The 17877-nt window shown below is 66.2% G+C and carries 13 protein-coding genes and 2 pseudogenes; 7 read left to right on the top strand and 8 right to left on the bottom strand.

Annotated features, from left to right (window positions below):
* Positions 1 to 31 precede the first annotated feature (31 nt).
* Positions 32 to 1900 (top strand): N-6 DNA methylase, encoded by a 1869-nt coding sequence (locus LWC34_RS49480; protein WP_233733005.1) that lies wholly within the window; start codon positions 32 to 34, stop codon positions 1898 to 1900.
* 4 nt (positions 1901 to 1904) lie between these two features.
* Complete coding sequence (locus LWC34_RS49485; RefSeq protein ID WP_233733007.1) at positions 1905 to 3368, top strand: serine/threonine-protein kinase; 1464 nt, start codon at positions 1905 to 1907, stop codon at positions 3366 to 3368.
* Here the strand turns inward: LWC34_RS49485 and LWC34_RS49490 are convergent.
* The 3 genes and pseudogenes from LWC34_RS49490 to pdxR form a co-directional block, all read right to left on the bottom strand.
* A pseudogene (locus tag LWC34_RS49490) lies at positions 3350 to 3679 on the bottom strand (class I SAM-dependent methyltransferase); the annotation flags it as partial. The gene LWC34_RS49485 and the pseudogene LWC34_RS49490 overlap by 19 nt on opposite strands.
* A 15-nt stretch (positions 3680 to 3694) precedes the next feature.
* Positions 3695 to 3988 (bottom strand): class I SAM-dependent methyltransferase, encoded by a 294-nt coding sequence (locus LWC34_RS49495; RefSeq protein WP_233733011.1) that lies wholly within the window; start codon positions 3986 to 3988, stop codon positions 3695 to 3697.
* Between the two features lie 4 nt (positions 3989 to 3992).
* A complete protein-coding gene (gene pdxR, locus LWC34_RS49500; RefSeq protein ID WP_233733013.1) occupies positions 3993 to 5354 on the bottom strand; it encodes a MocR-like pyridoxine biosynthesis transcription factor PdxR in 1362 nt (453 codons plus the stop codon).
* Between the two features lie 90 nt (positions 5355 to 5444).
* Here pdxR and LWC34_RS49505 point away from each other — a divergent pair, with 90 nt between their 5' ends.
* On the top strand, positions 5445 to 8540 hold the full coding sequence (locus LWC34_RS49505; protein WP_233733015.1) for a S8 family serine peptidase: 3096 nt from the start codon (positions 5445 to 5447) through the stop codon (positions 8538 to 8540).
* Positions 8541 to 8558: 18 nt separating this feature from the next.
* Here LWC34_RS49505 and LWC34_RS49510 read toward each other — a convergent pair whose 3' ends face one another.
* Together LWC34_RS49510 and LWC34_RS49515 are read right to left on the bottom strand one after the other, a co-directional pair.
* Positions 8559 to 10550 (bottom strand): ABC transporter ATP-binding protein, encoded by a 1992-nt coding sequence (locus LWC34_RS49510; RefSeq protein ID WP_233733025.1) that lies wholly within the window; start codon positions 10548 to 10550, stop codon positions 8559 to 8561.
* A gap of 26 nt (positions 10551 to 10576) precedes the next feature.
* Positions 10577 to 11122, bottom strand: a complete 546-nt coding sequence (locus LWC34_RS49515; protein ID WP_233734153.1) for a TetR/AcrR family transcriptional regulator — start codon at positions 11120 to 11122, stop codon at positions 10577 to 10579.
* 931 nt (positions 11123 to 12053) lie between these two features.
* Here LWC34_RS49515 and LWC34_RS59230 point away from each other — a divergent pair.
* Positions 12054 to 12626 (top strand): annotated as a pseudogene (locus LWC34_RS59230) (transposase family protein); the annotation flags it as partial.
* Between the two features lie 40 nt (positions 12627 to 12666).
* Here LWC34_RS59230 and LWC34_RS49525 read toward each other — a convergent pair.
* Positions 12667 to 12849, bottom strand: coding sequence for a hypothetical protein (locus tag LWC34_RS49525; protein WP_233722972.1), 183 nt, complete (start codon positions 12847 to 12849; stop codon positions 12667 to 12669).
* Positions 12850 to 12948: 99 nt separating this feature from the next.
* Between LWC34_RS49525 and LWC34_RS49530 the strand changes: the two genes are divergently transcribed.
* Positions 12949 to 13443, top strand: a complete 495-nt coding sequence (locus LWC34_RS49530) for a transposase (protein WP_284051902.1) — start codon at positions 12949 to 12951, stop codon at positions 13441 to 13443.
* Between the two features lie 180 nt (positions 13444 to 13623).
* Here LWC34_RS49530 and LWC34_RS49535 read toward each other — a convergent pair whose 3' ends face one another.
* On the bottom strand, positions 13624 to 14181 hold the full coding sequence (locus tag LWC34_RS49535; protein WP_233733027.1) for a TetR/AcrR family transcriptional regulator: 558 nt from the start codon (positions 14179 to 14181) through the stop codon (positions 13624 to 13626).
* Between the two features lie 140 nt (positions 14182 to 14321).
* Between LWC34_RS49535 and LWC34_RS49540 the strand changes: the two genes are divergently transcribed.
* Complete coding sequence (locus LWC34_RS49540) at positions 14322 to 15167, top strand: alpha/beta fold hydrolase (RefSeq protein ID WP_233733029.1); 846 nt, start codon at positions 14322 to 14324, stop codon at positions 15165 to 15167.
* Positions 15168 to 15206: 39 nt separating this feature from the next.
* Here the strand turns inward: LWC34_RS49540 and LWC34_RS49545 are convergent, their stop codons facing one another.
* Complete coding sequence (locus LWC34_RS49545) at positions 15207 to 16115, bottom strand: sulfite exporter TauE/SafE family protein (protein ID WP_233733038.1); 909 nt, start codon at positions 16113 to 16115, stop codon at positions 15207 to 15209.
* A 263-nt stretch (positions 16116 to 16378) separates the two neighbouring features.
* On the opposite strand from LWC34_RS49545, the gene LWC34_RS49550 reads away from it, so the two are divergent.
* The gene (locus LWC34_RS49550) at positions 16379 to 17851 is read left to right on the top strand and encodes a CU044_5270 family protein (protein WP_233733040.1); all 1473 of its coding nucleotides are present in this window, start codon (positions 16379 to 16381) and stop codon (positions 17849 to 17851) included.
* Positions 17852 to 17877 lie beyond the last annotated feature (26 nt).

Raw genomic sequence — 17877 nt, forward strand, 5'->3', positions numbered from 1 at the left:
CAGGACGTGTGAACATGGAAGGGAGCGGCTGGTGTCGAACGAGGCTGCCGTCACGGCCGCGGACATCGCCAGGCTGGCCGGAGTCGGCCGGGCGGCGGTGAGCAACTGGCGCCGCCGGTACGAAGACTTTCCCGCGCCCGTCGGCGGCACCCCGAACAGCCCGCTGTTCACCCTCGCCGAGGTCGAGCGCTGGCTACGTGACCAGGGCAAACTCCAAGCGGTCTCGCCGTGGGAGCGGCTGTGGCAGCTGCTGGAGGCCCATCGCGGCGACCAGGAACCTGCCGACGTGCTCGCCGCGATCGGTGCCTTCCTGCTGCGCCGATCCGACGGCGACCCGGTCGCCCCGGCGCTGCTGAAAGAGGTCGCGACGCTGGCCAACGAGCATGGCCCCGTCGTCACGGCCGAGGCGCTGTGGGAACGGTTCGTGCAGGCCAACGCCCGGTGGATGGCCGTGACCTCGCCGGACATGGCCCGGCTGATCGCTGATCTGGTCGGCCTGTCCAACGGGACCGTTCTCGACCCGGCCTGCGGCGCCGGGACCCTGCTGGCCGCGGTCGCGGGCCGGACGGGCGGGCCGGTGCACTGTGTCGGCCAGGAAATCGACCCGGGACTGGCGGCACTGGCCGAGGTCCGGCTGGCCTTGCGCGGTGTGCACGTCGAGATCAAAGCGGCCGATTCCCTGCTGCACGACGCCTATCACGGCAGGCTTGTTGACGCGGTCGTCTGCGACCCGCCGGTCGGTGAGCGGCAGTGGGGACACGAGGAACTCCTGCACGACGAGCGCTGGGAGTACGGCATCCCGCCGCGCATGGAGTCCGAACTGGCCTGGGTGCAACACGCGTTGGCGCACGTCAAACCAGGCGGGCTCGTCGCGATGCTGATGCCACCGTCCGTGGCTGCCCGACGCTCAGGCCGTCGGATCCGCGCGGAGTTGTTGCGGCGCGGCGCCTTGCGGGCCGTGATGGCGCTGCCCGGACCTGTCCACCTGTGGATAATGCGTCGGCCCGCACAACCCGCCGATCCACAAATGCTCGTTCTCGAAGCGACGACCTTGGAGTGGGACGAGGCCGCAGCGCGTGCGATCGTCGCGTGGCGCGAGTTCGACGCCCCAGACAGGACGGCTGAGGACGAACCAGGTGTGTCACGCCTGATCCCCGTACTCGATCTGCTTGGCGAGGAAGTGGACCTGACCCCGGCCCGCAACCTGCCTATCTCCTCAGCACCGGACACGGCCGAGAAACTGCTCGCCAAGCACCGTGAACTGGGCATTCGGCTGAGCGGGCTGGCGCCGTTGCTGCCAACGCTCGACTGGACCGGACGCGGCCAGCAGCACCGGGTGATGATCACGGTCGCCGAGTTGATGAAGACCGGAGCGTTGGCGCTGTACAACTCCGACGCGCCCGCGACACCCAGTGGCGACGCGGTCCCGTTGCTCGATCTGTCCGATGTGGTCGCCGACCGGCCGGCGTCACGACGGATTTCCCGTGATCTCGCTGCATCCGCTGTCCGCGTGCAGCCAGGCGATGTCGTCATGCCGACTGCTGGACAGAAGCTGGTCGCACGGGTTGTGAACGACACGGGTGCTGTGCTCGGCCGGGGGCTGTGTCTGTTGCGGCCCAACCCTGACGTGCTCGATCCGTGGTTCCTCGCCGGGTTCCTCAACGGGTCGGCGAACTCCCGGCAGGCGGGCACCCACCTGTCCGCGGCCGCTCGGCTGGACGTGCGACGATGTGAGGTCCCGAGAATGCCACTGGCCGATCAGCGTGGGTATGCGGCAGTCTTCTCGGCACTGGGGACGTTCGCGACCGCCGTCGGCCGGGCCGGAGCGCTTGCCGAGCAGGTCATCCAGGCAACCGTGGACGGACTTGTCGACGGATTGGTGACGCCCGAGAGGAACTGAAGCAGTGCATCGCGTTGTCGGTGATCGCTACGAGCTCGTCCGGCCGCTCGGTCGCGGCGGGATGGGCGAGGTGTGGCTCGGCCGTGACTACCGGCTGGACCGGGACGTCGCGGTCAAACTGCTGCGCCCCAACACCTTGCCTGCCGGTGCCGACGTCGAGGCGTTGATCCAGCGGTTCAACAGGGAAGCGCGGCTGACCGCGAAACTCGAGAACTCCGGCGTGCCGGCGGTCTACGACACCGGCAAGGACGAGGACGACCTCTACCTGGTGATGCAGCTGATCCCTGGTGCCGATTTGTCGGACTTCCAGGCCGAGAACGAGCCGGTGCCGGTGTCATGGGTGGCGGCGATCGGCGCGCAGATCGCCTCGGTGCTGGCCGCAGCGCACGCGGTCGGGCTCGTGCACCGGGATCTGAAGCCGCGCAACGTGATGATCACCGACACCGGTGAGGTGAAGGTGCTCGACTTCGGCATCGCGGTCCTGCGTGACGTCGACATGACCAGGATTACCCGCACGGCCGAGACGGTCGGGACACCGGCGTACATGGCGCCGGAACAGGCGATGCACGGGCAAACCAGCCCCAGCAGCGACCTGTACTCGCTCGGTTGCGTGCTCTACGAGCTGGTGACCGGACAGTACGTGTTCGACGCCCACACGGCGTTAGCGATGATGCACAGGCATTTCAACGACACCCCCGAGCCGGTGCAGTCGCTGCGCCCGGACGTCGATCCGCGCCTTGCTGACGTGATCGCCCGACTGCTCGCCAAACAACCGGACCAGCGGCCAGCCTCGGCCAACGAGGTGTACGACGTCCTGTTACCCATGGTCTCCGGGCCGCTCAACGGGTCGTTGATCCCGATGGACCCGTCCCGTCCGTTCCGTGACCACTTGGCAGCGCCCCGGCCGCCGTCCGGTCCTGTTACGCCCATGGACATGCCGACGGTTCCGGTCCTCCCGTCCTTCACCGCACCGGCGGGCACGCGGGTCACCCCGGTTCCGGCGGCGATCCGTGATTCCGTGCCACGACGGGTCGGCGAGTCGTTCATGCTCGCCGTCAGCGTGCTGCTGATGCTGGTTTACCTTCAGGACGCGGCGAACGGTAAGCCCGTGCCTGACGCCGCGTTCACGTTCTCGTTGCTCGGCGGCCTGCTCGCCATCGCACTGTGGATGCGCAAACGGCGGCTGCAGCTTCGTTTCCCGTGGTCACTGGCGCCGTTTGGCAAGCGGGTGCTTGGGCCGCGGCGGTCCAATCTCGCGGAGAAGATCCTCGAACGGACCCTGTTCGTGATCGGCGGGATGCTCTGGGCAGGCTTCTTCGGCGAGTTGATCGCCGGCATCGTCAAAGGCCATCCGTTCATGTACATCGAATCGCCCCTTCTCGCGGCGGGGATCTGCATGGTGTTCTTCGCACCTGCGTTGCTGATGCGGCAACGTCGGCTGGGTAAGCCTTACCCCTGGATCTGGTAGTAGGAGCGGACGGCGGGCTGGCCGGTGTAGTTGGGGCCCGCGTTCTTGTCTGCTCCCAAGTACTTCCATTCGAACGGTGTGGTTTCCGGGCCGCGCTTGCGGATTCGTTTCGTTCTCGCGTCGTACGTGAAGCCCGCGGCTTTCAGCGCTGGCATCAGGTTCACCGGTTTTCCGTTGTGGTCACGGATGGAAGCGGCCTCGAAGTTGGCCACCAATAGGCCGTCCGGTTTCAGCCACTTGGCCATCCTGGTGATGGCGCTCAGCTTGTCGCCTAGGTAATGCAGACCGTGCACGCACGTGATGAGGTCGTACTCCTCTTGTGGCGTCTAGATTTCCAGCGGTGCCTCGACCAGGGTGAGGTTGCTTGCCGGTGTGGTGGTGAACTGCCCGGCCAAGTCCACGCCGGTGATTCTGGCTTCCGGCAACAGGACCGCCGCCTCGTTCAGCGCCTTCCCGCTGCCGCAGCAGAGATCCAGCCACGCCTTCGGGTTCTGTTCGAGGACGTCCAATGCCAGCGCCGAAGAGTAGCTGTCCCTGCCTTTCAACGGCCGGGTCCGATTCATTGCCCGGTTGGCCACGACATCGGATCGGAGCAGCTCATCCTGCTGCGTCAGCCGCATGGCCTCATTCTCGCAGCTCGCGCAGCGTGTTCAGCAGGGCCTCAAGCGCCCCGCCGAAGGCGTTCCTGGACGGCGCGCCGTACCCGACCAGCAAGCCATACTGCTTGTCTCCCATGGACATCTGGCTCACGGTCTCGATGGCAAGGGAGTGCCTGCGAGACACCGTCCGCACGTCAGCCTCGGCTGCCTCCGACAACGGCAACGTCAAATGCAAACCGGCGGAAATCCCCTGCGGGATAAGGTGTTTCGGCAGGGCGGCGACAACCCGGTCGCGGCGGGAACGGTACTCGATCCGGCTCTTGCGCACATGACGGTCGTACGCCCCGGTACTGATCATGTCGGCGAGGATCAGCTGATCCAGCAACGACGGTTGTGCCCCGCTTGTTTCCAGCGCCGCGATCACCGGATCAACGAGCGATCGCGGCAACACCATCCACCCGATCCGCAGCGAAGGCGCCAGCGTTTTGCTTGCCGTGCCCGCGTAGATCACGCGTTCCGGGGCCAATGCCTGCAGAGCCCCGACTTGGTGACGGTCGTACCGGAATTCGCCGTCATAGTCGTCTTCCACGATCACGGCACCGGTCTCGGTCAGCTTGGCCCGCCGATCCGGCGCCAGCGTCACACCAATCGGCGATTGATGCGCCGGAGTGACCACGACAGCAGGACTTGTCAGCTCGGACACCCGCATTCCGTTGCCGTCCACCGGAACACCGACGATCTTCTGCCCGGTCGCACCGGCCAGATCCCGGAACCGCCAGAACGACGGATCCTCGAACGCCATCTCCTTGATCCCGATACTCCGCAGCGCGGTCCCAAGGATGGTCATCGCGTGCGAGAAGCCCGAGCAGACCACGATTCGTGCCGGATCCGCCAGCACGCCACGGCTTCGGGCCAGATACGCCGACAAAGTGGCGCGCAGCACCGAAGATCCGCGCGGTTCACCCCAGCCGAACGTCTCGTTGTGCGTGTGCTGCAGGACTCGCTTCGTCGACGCCAGCCACAGATCGCGGGGAAACAGCGCGGCATCCGGCCGGCCGGCCATCAGGTTCCACCGCATCGCGGGTTCACGCGGTGTGGTCGGACGCGGCTGCGTCAACGGTTGCGCGCCCGCCGTGGCGACTCGCGTCGGCGCTCCCTGGCTGGTCTGCAGGTAGCCCTCGGCCGCCAGGTCCGAGTAGACGCGAGTGACCGTTCCCCGCGCCACGCCCAGGTCATGGGCCAAGGCCCGGGTCGACGGAACGACCGCTCCCGCCTTCCAGCGGCCGTCTCTGATCGCCTGACGGACGGCTTTCGCGAGCCCCTGCCTGCCGAGCCCTGGTGTCCAATCCAGGTGAACGTCGAGCGAACTGGACCACTCATCTGTCACGGAAAAACATCCTACCTGTGGACAAGTGGGAATCATGTGGTAATTGGCAAATGACCACGTGGCCGGTCTGAACCGGTAATGAAGTACTCGATGAAGACTTACTTGAGCCGCGTGGTGATCGGTGCACTGGTCGCGGCATCCCTGTTCAGTACCGAGGCACATGCCGCCGAGCCAACGGAACCCGGCTACGGCATCACCCTCGTCACCGGAGACAAAGTCGTTCTTGGCGGCGCGGGCGGCGCGACCATCCGGCCTGCCAAGGGGCGTGAGCGAATCCAGTTCCTCACGCAGCGGGACACGCGAGGCGATACGCACGTCACGCCGGTAGACGCGTTGAGCGGCCTGCGATCGGGGCAGCTGGACCCGCGGCTGTTCAACGTCAGCCAGCTGATGAAGCACGGCTTCGGCGATGCGACACGGCCGGACATTCCGCTGATCGTCACCGGAACGCCTGGCGTGCGGTCGTTGCCGAGCGTCAACGCCACCGCGATCAAGGTCGCCAAGAACACCGGCTTCTGGAACTCGCGCCATGCCGCGCGGATCTGGCTAGACGGCCCGGTCAAAGCCATGCTGGACAAGAGCGTGCCGCAGATCGGCGCCCCGGTGGCGTGGCAGGCCGGACTCACCGGCAAGGACACCAAGGTCGCCGTGCTGGACACCGGAATCGACCATGAGCACCCCGACTTGCTCGACGCTGTGGTCGAGGCCAAGGACTTCACCGGCAGCGCGTCCGGGACGCAGGACAAGCACGGCCACGGCACGCATGTGGCATCGACCGTGACGGGCAAGAACGACAAGTACACCGGTGTCGCGCCGGATGCGAAGCTCGTCATTGGCAAGGTCCTCAATGACCGCGGCAGCGGCACCGAGTCCGGCGTGATCGCTGGAATGGAGTGGGCCGCGAACAGTGGCGCGCGCGTGATCAACATGAGCCTGGGCAGCGAGATGCCCAGTGACGGCACGGATGTGGTGTCGCAGGCGGTCAACACGTTGACCGCGCAGTCTGGCGCGCTGTTCGTGATCGCGGCTGGCAACAACGGCGACCTTGTCGGGTCACCGGCCGCCGCGGATGCCGCGTTGACCGTCGGTGCGGTGGATTCGAAGGACGCGCTGGCCGATTTCTCCAGCATTGGCCCGCGCTTCCAGGACAACGCCATCAAGCCGGACATCACCGCGCCCGGCGTGGACATCGTTGCAGCCAAGGCGAAGGGGAGCTTCCTGGCCGACCGGCTGCCCAACGTCGGCGAGCACCACCTGATGATGTCCGGGACGTCGATGGCGGCGCCGCATGTCGCTGGTGCGGCGGCGATCCTGGCCCAGCAGCACCCGGCATGGCAGGCCGCCGAGCTCAAGGCGGCGCTGATGAACAGTGCCAAGCCACAGCCTGGTGTGTCCATCTTCAAGCAGGGGGCTGGCCGGGTGGACGTGGCGCGGGCCGTGTCGCAGACCGTGTGGTCCGCGCCTGCCAGCGTCAGCAACGGGGTTGTGCGCTGGCCGCACACTGACGACAAGCCGATCACCAATGTGCTGACGTACAACAACTCTGGTGCTACGGACGTATCACTGACGTTCACTGTGGACGTCCGTGACCCTGCTGGGAAGGCCGCACCAGCGGGCATGTTCAAGGTCTCACCGGCCACTGTGGTCGTTCCCGCCGGTGGCCAGGCTCAAGCCTCGCTGGTGATCGACACGACCGTGACCGCTCCGGACGGCTTGTACAGCGGCCTTGTCACGGCAGGGGATCTGCGAACGCCGATCTCGGTCACGCGGGAACCGGAGAGCTACGACACGAAGCTGGAATTCGTCGGCTTCGACGGCAAGCCGACCCCGGACTACGCCCTGCGGATCATCTCGTTCAACAATCCGTACCAGTATCAACGGTATGACGCGTCCGGCAGCCTGACTGTCCGGTTGCCCAAGGGGAAGTACTTCCTCGAGGCGCAGCTTCGCCAGGCCGATCGGCCTTTGGTGGTGATGACCGAGCCGGGATTGGACGTCAGCAAGGACGTCAGCCTGAAGCTGGATGCCAGGGACGCCAAACCCGCTGGCCTTGCTCTTGATCGGACCGGACTGCGGTCGGCCGAGACGTTCGTCGAGCTGAGCAGCAAGATGGCGTGGGGCACTGTGGACAGTGCGGTTCGGACGGAGTTCGGTGACGTGATCGTCCGGCCGTCCACGACTTCCGCTCATGGGGAGTTCCGGTACTCGGTCGGTGGCCGGTTCGCCGGAGAATCGTTGCTGTACAACGTTCGCGGTGATGCCAACGGCAAGGTTCCGGCTGATCCCGTTTTGAAGGTGCGGGACCGCGATCTGGTCAAGGTGAAGTCGGTCCATGGCGCCACTCGGCCGGGCACTTCTGGTGGCCGGGAGGGCCTTGTCACCAAGCCGCTTCCGTACACACTGGACGAGCTGTACTCGCCGGGAGTTGGCTGGCACGGCTCGTTCTCCGAGGTGGGCTCGGACGGCAACATCGTACAGAACATCTTCACCAGTGAGCCACGCAGTTTCACGCAGTCCACTGTGGAAAACTGGAACCACGGTGTGTTCGGTCCGGTCACACCGGTGAACTCGTTCCGGCCCGCCAGGTACGCCAGCCGGGCAGGCGACACGATGTTCTTCGGCATCCCGATGTACAGCGATTCCGGCGTGAACCGGGAAGGGTTCTCGGCCAACACGGGCACGACCGCGCTGTACCGCGACGAAGTGGAGATCGCCAAGCGTGCGGGCGCCGGTGGCGGGATCTTCGAGGTGCCGCCGGGCAAGGCGACCTACCGGCTACACGTCGAGTCCACTCGGGACCGGGCGCTGTCCAGCAAGATCGTCGCCGACTTCACCTTCGCGTCGGACACGACCTCGGCCTCGTCGCAGCAACCGTTGCCGCTGATGACTCTCCGGTTCACGCCATCACTCGACTCGCTGAGCCGGGCATCGCGGGTGTTGCCGACGATCGTGCCAGTGTCGGTGGGGCATAACACGAAGGCCGATGCACGGCCAACTCGTGTCGAGGTGTCGCACGACAAGGGCACGACTTGGCGGGCCGTGCCCCTGGTGTCGTTCGGTGGCAAGTGGTACACCGTGATCAGTCACCCACGGGACGCGGCTTCGGTGTCGTTGCGGGCCTCCGCACGCGACTCCGCGGGCAACTCGGTCAACCAGACCGTGATTGACGCGTTCGGTCTGAAGTAGACGATCAGGCTGTACTGATCAAGCGTCGAGGTACGCGGATGCCTGCAACGTGAACAGCTCCGCGTACCCGCCGTCCAGTTCCATCAGTTCGGCGTGCGTGCCTTGCTCGACCAGCTTCCCGTGCTCCAACAGGATGATTCGGTCGGCCTGTCGGACCGTGGAGAACCGGTGCGAGATGTACAGCGTCGTACGGCCCTCGGCGAGCTGATGGAGCCGGACGAACAGGTCGTGTTCGGCCTGTGCGTCCAATGCGGACGTTGGCTCGTCGAGCACGAGGATCGGTGCTTCACGCAGGAAAGCCCGGGCGAGTGCGATCTTCTGCCACTCACCGCCGGACAAGCTGACGCCTTCGTCGAACCACCGGCCCAACGGGCTGTCGTACCCGCGTGGCAGGCGGTCGATCCGGTTGGCGATGCCTGCCCGATCGGCCGCCAGCTCGATCCTCGGCCGGTCCGTGAGGTGTTCGAGGTCGCCGAGCCCGATGTTCTCCGACGCGGTCGCCTGGTAGCTGACGTGGTCCTGGAACATCGCGCTGATCTGCTTCTGCAGCTCGTCCGGGTCCAGCGTGCGAATGTCCACACCGTCAAGGAGGATCCGACCGCCGGTCGGGTCGTACAACCGGCAAAGCAGTTTGAACAATGTGGACTTCCCGGCGCCGTTCTTGCCAACCACGGCAACGGTTTCGCCTGGCTGGATGTCGAAACTGACGTCCTTGAGGGCTGGTTCGTCCGCGCCAGGGTACGAGAACGAGACGTGATCGAACGTGATGTGCCCGCGCAGCGGTCGCGGCAGTGGGGCAGGGGAGTCGGGCCGGTCGATCTCAGGTTTCGTACCCAGGAACCGAAACAGCGTGTCCAGGTAGAGATTGTTCTCGTACATCCCGGAGAAGCTGCTGAACAACCCGGCGACCGACGACTGCACGCTCGCCGCCGCTGCCGTGTACAACGCGAGATCACCGAGGGTCAGCTCGCCGGTCACGGCCTTCAGTGCGATGTAGAGATAGATCGCCGATCCCGCGATCGTGCTGAGCAATCCCCACAACGTGCCTGCCACGTTCTTCTTGCGGATCATCCCGCGCTGGCGCTCGTAGTACACCTTGCCAAGCCGCTCGAACCGATCGACAAGATACGGGCCGAGGCCGAAAAGCTTGACCTCCTTGGCATACGTGTCCGTGGTGACCAATGAGGACAGATAGTCCATCCGGCGCCGGATCGGCGAGACGATGTAGTTCAGCATGAACGACTGCGCGCCGTACTTCGACTGCGAGATGAACAACGGCACCGGAGCAAGCAGCGCGACCACGGCGAGCAACGGACTCACGGTGATCAACAGGATGATCATGCTGGTGAACGTGATCGCCATCCGGCCGAGCCCGAGTGCGGAGCTCATCATCGACATCGGCCGCATCGGCGCTTCCCGATCGGCCTGGCGCAGCAGGTCGTAGGACGCGGAATCCTCGAAGAAGGACAGGTGCAGCTTGCTGGCGTGCGCCATCACCTGGTGGCGGATGGTGAGCGTCATCCGCTCCTGCAGCAACTGCTGGCTGACCGTGGTCAGCATGGTCGTGACCGACTGGAAGACGAAGATCACCAGCTGGAAGGCCGCGATCCCGACGATCTTGCCGACCGAGCTGACGCCGACATCGCCGAACAGCGGAATGTGCAGGATGGTCTGATCCGGCCGGTTGGTCGCGTGGATCTGGATCGCCTCGACGACCGCGTCCATCAGGATCTTGGCGACGTAAGCGGTCGCGGTCGGGATCAGTCCACTGAGGATGGTGATGACGACCAGCGTGACGGTCAGCGGTCTGCTTGCCTGCCAGGACAGTCTGAAGACCCTTGGCAAGGCCTTCGCGGTGCCTCTGACGGACTCGCTGAGCCGCTGGTATCGGGATCTCAGGTCGTTGGGCTGGTCCTGCGGGACGGGATCAGGGATCTCGACCGGTCCGGTGAGACCGCTGTCGGCCACGGTCTGCGGCTGCCGCCGGTTGCGGCGCCGCCGTAACATCATCGATTCGAACCCACCACCGCCGGGCATCATCGGACGGCCCCGTGCAGCAGAACGTCGATCATGGCCTCGATACTTGGTTTCTCTTCGCCTAGTCGGCCGCGCATCATCAGCAGCCCGGTGAACATCGCGGCGAGTTGCTGTGGCGGCAGGCGCAGCGAGTCACTTTCCGGTTCGAACAACTCGGCAACGGCTTCTCGTAGGTCATCGCTCACTCGGCCACGCTTGGGGGCCGGGCCTCGCTCGCGTTTGTAGCCCGAGGACCGCAAGGCTCCGAACAGGGCTCCCATTCGTTCCATGTGCGCTGCGAGTGCACCTGCGGCTTCCACCAGACGGTCCTCCAGTGGCACGTCGAGGGGGATCGCCTGGATCCCGGCAACCGCGTTGTCCGGCCTCAAAGCCTCCGCGACGCAGGCGTCCAGCAGTTCGTCCTTGTCGGTGAAGGCCCGGAACACGGTCGCTTCACCAATTCCCGCCGCCCGCGCGATCTGGCTCGTCGTGACGGCAGCCCCATGCTCCACAAACAAGGGCAAGACCGCCTGAACGATCATCGCCCGCCGCTTCTCGGGGCTCATTCCAGGCGCTCGTCGCCTGGCCGAGGTCTCTGTCATGCACCCAGTATGCGGAGTGAGCGCTCACTCCGACAAACACCCGGGTAACAACGTGACGTAATGCTGTGGGCGCAGTGAACAGGCGGGTAGTCGGTGACGGGTGCCCGCGCGTGTCTGCCGCTCCGGCATGGTGTGTTGAACGCGCGAGCGGCGCAGGGTGGCGGGTGAGTCACAGTGAGAGCGAGTCGAGCAGTTTGACACGGCGTGCCGCTGGGGCGGACACGCGGTAGTTCATCCCGCCCGACCCGGCTGGACCTGGAAGCCAGCCGGAGGGCGGGTCTGTCGGTCACGCCGGGCCGTCAAGGTCGGGGCTGTCACCGGACGGTCTCTGGCCTTGCTCCGCCCTGGCGCGTGTCCACCGTTCCGTCACGGTGAGTCAAACTGCTCGACTCGCTTCCAGCGTGGCTGGTATTCGCCGTGCGCCGCTCGCGGGTTCAACTCACCATGACGGAGCCGGTGGACACGCGAACGCCAGCCGGTTCCCGTTCGCTTCGCTCCCGGGGCCCGGCCACAGCCGGCGCGAGGTGGGCAAGCCCTGGTGGGCCGGCGCGACGTGGGGTGACCCCGGGCACGCACACGGTGGGCCACCCCCGGATGCCGGAAGGAGGTGGGGCCGTTATGGCAGCCACTCGTCCACAGTGGACACCCGGATGGGCTGTGGCGACCCGCGAGGGGAACTTTTGGCGCGTTGGACCTGGATTCACCGAAGATCTTGGTGGGTTGGTCGTGTCGTGAACGGGCAGATGCCCTCTGACTTGGGATGATTGTTCTTACGAGAGAAACATATCGGTCCGAGTGAGAGGGCATCTGCTGAGTGAGAGCATCGCATACGCGTGGCGCGGTGTCGGTGAGGTTCGACGATCCGGGATTGGTGTCGCACGCGGGCCTGGTGGCGGTGATGCGGCTGGCCGAGGACGCGGGGTTGTCGGATCTGGCCGGTGAGCTGGTCCGGCTGGGTGGTCCGGTCGGGGCGAACGCGGGCGCGAAGATCAGCACGATCGTGGCCGGGATGGCCGCGGGCGCGGACTCGATCAGTGATCTGGACCTGGTGCGGCATGGCGGGATGGCGGGGTTGTTCACCGGGATCCGCGCACCGTCCACAGTGGGCACGTTCCTGCGCTGGTTCAGCATGGGTCATGTCGCTCAGCTGGAGAAACTCTCCGCCCGGCTGCTGGCCCGCTTGGCGGAGCTGACGCCGCTGCTGGCGGGGGCCGACCGGTTGGGGTTGCTGGATCTGGACTCGAAAATCAGCCAGGTCTACGGGCGGGGCAAAGACGGGGCCGCGTTCGGCTATACCGGGGTGTTGGGGTTGAACACGCTGGCCGCGACCCTGACCACAGCGGCGGGCAGGCCGGTGATCGTGGCGACCCGGTTACGGGGTGGCAACGCCGATACCCGCCGCGCGGTGAGCTCGCTGGCCCGGCGCGCGCTGGGCACCGCCCGCGCCGCGGGCGCGACCGGGCCGCTGCTGGTACGCGGCGATTCCGGGTTCTATGTCGGGGAATTGATCACGATGCTGGTGCGGGAAGGGGGTCTGGTTCTCCATCACCGCCCCACAACATTCCGCGATCCGGGAGGCGATCGACGCGATCAGCGAGCACGCCTGGCAGCAGCACACCTACCGCGACCCGGTCCTCGACCCGCACACCGGGCAGCTGATCCACACCGCCCAGATCGCCGAGACCAGCCATACCGCGTTCACCAACCCGACCGTCAACCCCGGCCAGAAAACCACCGCCCGGCTACTGGTCCGCCGGACCCGGATCACCACCCGCGACGAGCAGGGCGAGTTGTTCCCAGCCTGGCGCTACCACGCGGTGTTCACCAACCTCCCACCCGCCACCACCAGGCCCGACACCACCAGGCCCGACACCACCAGGCCCGCCACCACCAGGCCCGCCACCACCGAGCCCGACACGGCCGGCTTCGACACGGCCACCGCCTGGCGTCTGCACGACCAACGCAGCGGCGCGATCGAACACGTCTTCGCCGAACTCGCGGCCGGCCCGCTGGCCCACTTCCCGTCCGGACTGTTCGCCGCCAACGCCGCCTGGCTCTCCCTGGCCGCCCTGACCCACAACCTCCTACGCGCCACCGCCTGCCTGGCCGGCCCCGCCCACGCCCGAACACGCCTGACCACCCTGCGCCGCCGGTTGATCACCATCGCCGCCCGCGTCACCCGCACCGCCCGCCACATCACCCTGCGACTACCACAAGACTGGCCCTGGGCCCACGACTTCACCCACCTGTTCACCACCATCCACGCCCCACCCCACCCCGCCTGACCCCCTAACCACCCGCCTGACCAGGCCCAACCCGAAAGACCACAGTGGAAAAGCTGGGCAGACCAGCAACTCCCACACGACCACACCACACACCACCAGCCCACCACCACAACCACCCACCACCACGACCACAACCCAAGATCAACGGTGAATCCAGGTCCAACGCGCGTAACTCGCCCCTCACGCTCCGCCGAGTGCGTGGTCGATGAGCACCATCGCGGCCGTACGAGCGTGGTCGAAGGGCTCGACGTCGTCCAGCGAAGTGGCGAGCGATGAAGCGCCTTCCGCCAGCGTGTGCAGTTGAGTGCCGAGGACCTCGGGGTCGGGCGCGCCAGCCTCTTCCGCAATCGCGATGATCTTCGCCCGTAGCGCCGTCTTGTGCTCGGCGACCAGCGCGCGAGCAGGATGATTCGGGTCAGCCAACTCGACCGCGGCGTTGTGCATGGGGCACCCGCGGAACGTCTGTGAGGCGCGGGGCCGGTCGAACAGCGCGATCAGGCGTTCGCGCGGCGTGATCTCCGTGCTGTCCAGGTTGTGCTCGCCCGGCAGGCCCATGTGGTCGAACTGGGCGAGGTACTCCGTGATCAGCTGGTCCTTGCTCTCGAAGAGCCGGTACAGGGTCCGCTTGGACACCGCGGCCTCCGCGACGACCTCGTCAACGCCGGTCGCCTGGATGCCGTTGTTGTAGAACAGCTTCTTCGTCGTCGCCAGGATGCGGTCGCGCGGACTATCGGTCATAGCGCCAGGGTACAACGTGGTATCCCTGCGTACTTGCTGGTCAACTCCCCTTGTATCCCGCTTCACACATTTGAGGGTACCGATCTGTTTCCTCGGTGCTACGCTCGATTGAGCAACCCGGTCAGCGAAGGGGAAATGTCATGACCCAGTACACTCACGTCACCGTGCCGACGCAATTCGTCGAGGCCGACGATGTCCGATTCGCGTATCGGCGGTTCGGTGCCGAAACCGGGACGCCGCTGCTGTTCTTCCAGCCGTTCCGAGGCAATATGGACCTGTGGGATCCGGCGATCACCGACCGGCTCGGCGAGCAGCGGCCGATCATTCTGTTCGACAACGTCGGCGTCGGCCAGACCAGTGGGGAAACCCCGGAAACCATCGAGGAAATGGCGGACGCGGCCGCGACTTTCCTCGGCGCGATCGGCGTCAGCAAGGTGGACCTGCTCGGTTTCTCGCTTGGCGGGTTCGTCGCGCAAGCGTTCACCCTCCGGCACCCTGAGCTGGTCCGAAGGATCATTCTCGCTGGTACGCGTCCTCGCGGCGGTATCGACGAGGGCGCTGATCCCGAGTACGTCACCGTCGCGACGCGTAATGAGGTGCCGACGGTAGACGACTTCCTGTTCCTGTTCTTCGAGCAGACGCCGACCAGTCAGGCGGCTGGGCGCGCGCATTGGGATCGCCGTCACCTGCGTACAGTCGATCGTGACGTGAACACCTCACAGCAGACGATGAAAGCCCAAGGTGTCGCGGCCGCGGAATGGGCGCAGGTCAAGGGTGAGCGCTATGCCGAGCTGAAGAAAATCACCCAGCCCACGCTTGTCGTGAACGGTAAGCGCGACATCATGATCCCGACGATCAACTCGTACGTGCTCGCCCAGGAATTGCCGGACGCCCAGCTGATCATTTACCCGGACACCGGGCACGGCTCACTTTTCCAGTACCCCGAGCTGTTCGTTTACCACGCTTCGCATTTCCTGGATTCCTGAGGAACGAAGGGCCCTCGCCCCTGCTGACGAGGGCCGCTCTCAGGCTTTGGCGTGCGTCTCCGCGACCAGCTCGCGTTCCTGGTCGCGGTTGGCGCGGTACTGGCGGATCGAGTAGATCAGGGCTGCCGCCCAGACTGCGTAAATCACCGCGTAGATGGGGTAGCGGACGGCATCGCTCGCGTCGATCCAGTCGCTGCGCAGCAGGGTGCGGGTGTTGGTGAGGATGATGACGCCGCCGACCGCCGACCCGAGCACGCGCGGCGGAATCAGCCGGACAAGCCACGCGGCGATGGGCGCCGCGATCACGCCGCCGATCAGCAACGCGAGCACCCACGAGAAGTTGATGCCCTGCGAGCCGAGACCGAACAGGAAACCAAGGCTCGATACCAGCGCGACAAGGAACTCGCTGGTATCGATCGAGCCGATGGTCTTACGTGGCTCGAGACGGCCGCTGGCGAGGATGGCAGGCGTGCCCACCGGCCCCCACCCGCCACCACCGGTCGAGTCCACGAACCCGGCGATCAACCCAAGCGGGCCAAGGAAGCGCTTGCGTAGCGGCTTGCCGAGGTTGTGCCGGGGCAGGCCGAAAGTCGTGAAGCGGAACAATACGTAGAGACCGAGCGTGAGCAGCAGTACCGACATGACCGGCTCGGCGGTCTCCGTGGAAAGGCTGGACAGGAACGTGGCACCGGCGAAGGCGCCGATCGCGCCAGGGATGCCGATCTTCGCGACGACCTTCCAGTCCACGTTGCCAAAGCGCCAGTGGGCGATGCCAGAGGCGAGAGTCGTGCCGATCTCGGCGAGGTGCACAGTGGCGGACGCGGCCGCGGGGCTCGTGCCGATCGCCAGCAGCAGCGTTGTGGACGTGACGCCGTAAGCCATGCCAAGGCTGCCGTCGACGAGTTGGGCGCCGAGACCCACCAGGGCCAGCAGGACCAGCTGCCGCATCGTGCCTCCTCGTAGGTCCGGATCGTGCCAATGATCCGGACCGGATCGGGTGCCGCCAACCACGTCCGCACGCTGAGCGCTCGTTGCGACCCCGTGTCGGTCGTCACGTGAACGCCATGTGGGGGGTACCCATGGCGAGGCAGCTCATTCAGCGGATCGCTGTAGGAAACACTCGCGGGAAAATAGTGGGAACTCGACTGTGTGCATCGGGCAAAGACGGGTAGAGCCCATCACCGAGAGGGAGACCCGATGCGAGGTTCCGGATGACAGCGCTGCCGGCACGACCGGTCTCGATAACCGGCGAGTTGACTGACGCCGCTGTCGTCGAACAGTCCTGGACGGACGCGGACGCCTTCGCGGTGATCTTCGACCGGCACGCGGTGACCGTGCACAGGTTCCTGTCACGCCGGGTGGGTGCGCAACTCGCCGACGATCTCACCGGCCAGACCATGCTCGTCGCCTTTGACCAGCGGCGACGCTTCGACCTCAGCCAGCACAACGCGTTGCCGTGGTTGTACGGCATCGCCGCCAACCTGCTGCGTCGGCACACACGGACCGAGGAGCGGCGGCACCGGGCGCTGGCCAAGTCCGCGGCCGACACGATTCTGGAGAGCCATGCCGAGTCGGTCACCGATCGCGTGACCGCGGCCGCTCAGCCACTGGGGAAAGCGCTCGCGAAGTTGCCCGCCGCCGAGCGGGAGATCGTGCTGTTGGTCGCCTGGGAGAGCCTTTCCTACGAAGAGATCGCGGTGGCGCTGGACATTCCGATCGGCACGGTCTGCTCCCGCCTGCACCGCGCCCGTACGAAGCTGCGTCGCGCGCTTGAAAGGAGGCCCGCTGACATGGACGATCTCGAACTGCTCGCCCGCCTGCGTCCACAGGTCGACGACCCTGATCCGGCCGTGCTGGCCAAGCACCGGCGCACAATGCTGAACGGCGCCAGTAAACCCGTTAGGCGGCGCTGGTCGATGCCGTTGGCGATCGGAGCCGCCGCCGCAGCGGGGATCGTCGCGGTCGGCTTGGTGGTCGGCCTGCCCAACGAGGTACCGGACGCGTCGCCGAGTTCCACGCCACCGGCGGTCACCCTGCTCGCCAACGCGGCCGACGCCGCGGCCAAAACCCCGGCAGGCCAAGGCAACTGGGCCTACACGAGCACCGTCACCGTCTTCAACGACGCTGGCCTCCGTACCAACCGAACACAGACATGGGAGAAAGTCGACGGTACGGACGCCTTGATACGCACGAACCGCGACGGCAAATTCGACGAGACAAGGACCGGCGACAACAGCGACATATTCACGCCCTCGCTGCGCCACCCCACGTACCGCTTCCTGGCAACCCTGCCAACCGACCCCACCGCGCTACGCGACGCGATCTACGCACACGCACGGCAAGAAGTCGGCAACTCGAAGCAGTACACAGTGGACCAGTGGGCCTTCCAGATGATCGGGAATCTCGTGCAGAGCGCCGCGCCGCCCGCGCTGAAGGCCGCGCTTTACCGTGTCGCGGCTACGGTTCCTGGCGTGGAGTCCGTCGACAATGTGACGGACGCCGCTGGCCGCCAAGGGATCGGTGTCGCGCATACGGTCAACAACGCTGGCGATCGCACGATCCTCATCTTCGACCGGACCACCTATCAGGTCATGGGCCGCGCGGGGCAGGTCAGCGACGGTCGCACGGACTCGGTGGCTGTGCTGGCGACCGGGCTCGTCGCGGAGGCCGGGCAGACGCCATGAGCCCGGGGCTGCCAGCGATCCCCCGA

This window comes from Kibdelosporangium philippinense, from assembly GCF_021390435.2.
GTDB classification, from domain to species: Bacteria; Actinomycetota; Actinomycetes; order Mycobacteriales; family Pseudonocardiaceae; genus Kibdelosporangium; species Kibdelosporangium philippinense.